Below are 2,554 nucleotides of genomic sequence, written 5' to 3'. Positions count from 1 at the left end.
GATCCTGGGCCAGCATCGCATCCAGGATCGAGTCACTGATCGCATCGCAGATCTTGTCCGGATGCCCCTCGGTCACGGACTCACTGGTGAACAACCTGCGGTTCGCACGCGGGTCAAACTGCTGGCTCACGGCACTCCTTGCTGCTGCATCAAGCGACAACGCCGGATAAACCACCCTACTTCGCGGCCAACTGCTCGCTCACAGCATCCCACAATGTGGACGCCAAGCGGGACTTCGAGCCGAACGGAATCGGCCGCTCGGTCCCGTCCGCGGTCAACAGCCAACCCGCGTTGTCCTCGACCTCGAAGGCCTGCCCGTCACCGACCGCGTTGACCACCAACAAGTCGCACCCCTTGCGGGCGAGCTTGGCACGACCGTGCTCCAACACGGTGGTGGACGGATCACCCGTTTCCGCGGCGAACCCGGCGATCACCGCGGTGTCGAGCTCCCCGGCCGCCCTGGACCGCACGAGCTCGGCGAGCACATCGGGGTTCTTGGTGAGGCGCAGCGGCTCCGGATCCCGCCCGGTCTTCTTGATCTTGTGCTCGGCCAGCTCCACCGGCCGGAAGTCGGCGACCGCAGCAGCCATCACCACCGCATCGGCGCCACTGGCCTCCTTGAGCATGGTGGCCCGCATCTCCTCGGCCGTACCGACCCGCACCAGCCGCACCCCGGCTGGAACCACCAGGTCCGCGGTGTGCGCGGCCACCAGCGTGACGTCCGCGCCCCGGTGGGCGGCCACCCGCGCCAAGGCGTAGCCCTGCCTGCCGGACGAGCGGTTGCCCAGGTAGCGAACCGGGTCCAGCGGCTCCCGAGTACCGCCGGCGGACACGACCACCCGCCGCCCCTCCAGGTCCCGGGGCAGCGCGTTCGGCTCGGCCAGCAGCAGTCGCGCCAGGTCCACGATCTCCGCGGGATCGGGCAACCGCCCCTTGCCGGTGTCCGGGCCGGTGAGCCGACCGACGTCGGGCTCGGCCACCACGATGCCCCGGCTGCGCAGCAACGCGACGTTGTCCTGGGTGGCCGGGTGCTCCCACATCTCGGTGTGCATGGCCGGAACCATCAACACCGGGCAGCGCGCCGTCAGCAGCGTCGAGGTGAGCAGGTCGTCCGCTCGTCCGTGAGCTGCCCGGGCCAGAAGATCGGCGGTGGCGGGAGCGACTACGACGAGATCCGCCTGCTGACCGAGCCGCACGTGCGGCACCTGCTCAACATCGGCGAAGACTCCCGTGCGCACTGGCTGCCCGGACAGCGCTTCGAACGTCGCCGCGCCAACGAACTGCAGCGCCGCCTCGGTCGGCACCACCCGAACCCGGTGGCCCGACTCGGTCAACCGGCGAAGGACCTCGCAGGCCTTGTACGCGGCGATACCACCAGCGACCCCGAGAACCACGTTGGGCTGGTTCTCGGCACTGTTAGCGGTCACTCGCCTTCGGTGTGTTCCAGCACGCCCGCGTGGATCTCGCGGAGCGCGATCGACAACGGCTTCTCCCGCGGCCCCGGCTCGACCAGCGGCCCGACGTATTCGAGCAGGCCTTCACCGAGCTGCGCGTAGTAGTCGTTGATCTGCCGGGCACGCTTCGCGGCGTAGATCACCAAGGCGTACTTGGAGCTGACCTTCTCCAGGAGGTCGTCGATCGGAGGGTAGGTGATGCCCTCGGGAGTGTTGGTCGACGGGCTGCTGTTGAGCGCAGCCAGCGTGCTGGGGGTGCTCACGTTGAGTAGCTCCTGCTCCTCGTGGGTCGGTGATCCTTAGCCGTCCGGCCGGCAAACGCATCGCTCACCGGTCTTGGCCAAGGATTAATCGTAGCAATTCCCGGGCCGCGACCTGCACATCCTCGTTCACGACCGTCGCGTCGAACTCGGACTGCGCCGCCAGTTCCTCGCGCGCCGCCGCCAGTCGTCGCTCCACCACTTCCGGGTCTTCGGTGCCGCGCCCGTTCAGCCGGCTCACCAGCACCTCCCACGACGGGGGGACCAGCATCACCAGCTGGGCCTCGGGCATCGCCCGCCGGACCTGCCGCGCACCCTGGACCTCGATTTCCAGCAACGCGGGCCGGCCGGCCGCGAGCGCGTCCTCCACCGGTTTGCGCGGAGTGCCGTAGAGGTTCCCCGCGTAGCGGGCGTACTCCAGCATCTCCCCGGAAGCGATCATCCGCTCGAACTCCGCCTCCTCGACGAAGTGGTAGTGCACTCCGTCGATCTCCCCGGCACGGGGCGGGCGCGTGGTCGCGGACACGCTGAAGTAGATCTCGGGCGCCAGTCGGCGCACTTCGGCGAGCACGCTCGACTTGCCGACGCCGGAGGGGCCGGATACGACGGTGAGCCGAGGCTCGGCCCGACGGGCCGACCTCGGCTCAGCGCCGGTCTTCGCGTCGATCACTCTCCGCTGAACTCGGTAAGCAGCGCCTTGCGCTGACGCTCACCCAGCAACGCCGCTCCGAAGACCTGCGCCGCGCCACCGCCCGCTGGCAGAAGACGCTCAACGACGGCATCCAGGAGCTGTTCGCAGCGGTCCGGGGGTTCTGCGCGGATCGGGAAGTCTCATCATCG

The 2,554-nt window shown here is 69.0% G+C and carries 4 protein-coding genes; all 4 read right to left on the bottom strand.

Annotation, left to right across the window (positions count from 1 at the left end; genetic code table 11):
• The coding region (locus SREC43747_RS20855) for an S-adenosylmethionine synthetase N-terminal domain-containing protein (RefSeq protein ID WP_152528481.1) at positions 1 to 130 on the bottom strand (130 nt) is incomplete at its 3' end.
• Between the two features lie 46 nt (positions 131 to 176).
• Positions 177 to 1,427 (bottom strand): bifunctional phosphopantothenoylcysteine decarboxylase/phosphopantothenate--cysteine ligase CoaBC, encoded by a 1,251-nt coding sequence (gene coaBC, locus SREC43747_RS0119090; RefSeq protein ID WP_029722979.1) that lies wholly within the window; start codon positions 1,425 to 1,427, stop codon positions 177 to 179.
• Positions 1,424 to 1,717, bottom strand: coding sequence for a DNA-directed RNA polymerase subunit omega (rpoZ, locus tag SREC43747_RS0119085; protein WP_029722978.1), 294 nt, complete (start codon positions 1,715 to 1,717; stop codon positions 1,424 to 1,426). Before rpoZ ends, coaBC begins: the two co-directional genes overlap by 4 nt.
• A gap of 64 nt (positions 1,718 to 1,781) precedes the next feature.
• A complete protein-coding gene (gene gmk, locus SREC43747_RS0119080; protein WP_029722977.1) occupies positions 1,782 to 2,384 on the bottom strand; it encodes a guanylate kinase in 603 nt (200 codons plus the stop codon).
• Between the last annotated feature and the right edge of the window lie 170 nt (positions 2,385 to 2,554).

The sequence above is a fragment of the Saccharopolyspora rectivirgula DSM 43747 genome, assembly GCF_000497205.1.
GTDB lineage: Bacteria > Actinomycetota > Actinomycetes > Mycobacteriales > Pseudonocardiaceae > Saccharopolyspora > Saccharopolyspora rectivirgula.
Note: the sequence above shows the minus strand (reverse complement) of the source record. Positions and strands in the feature narration are given on the sequence as shown.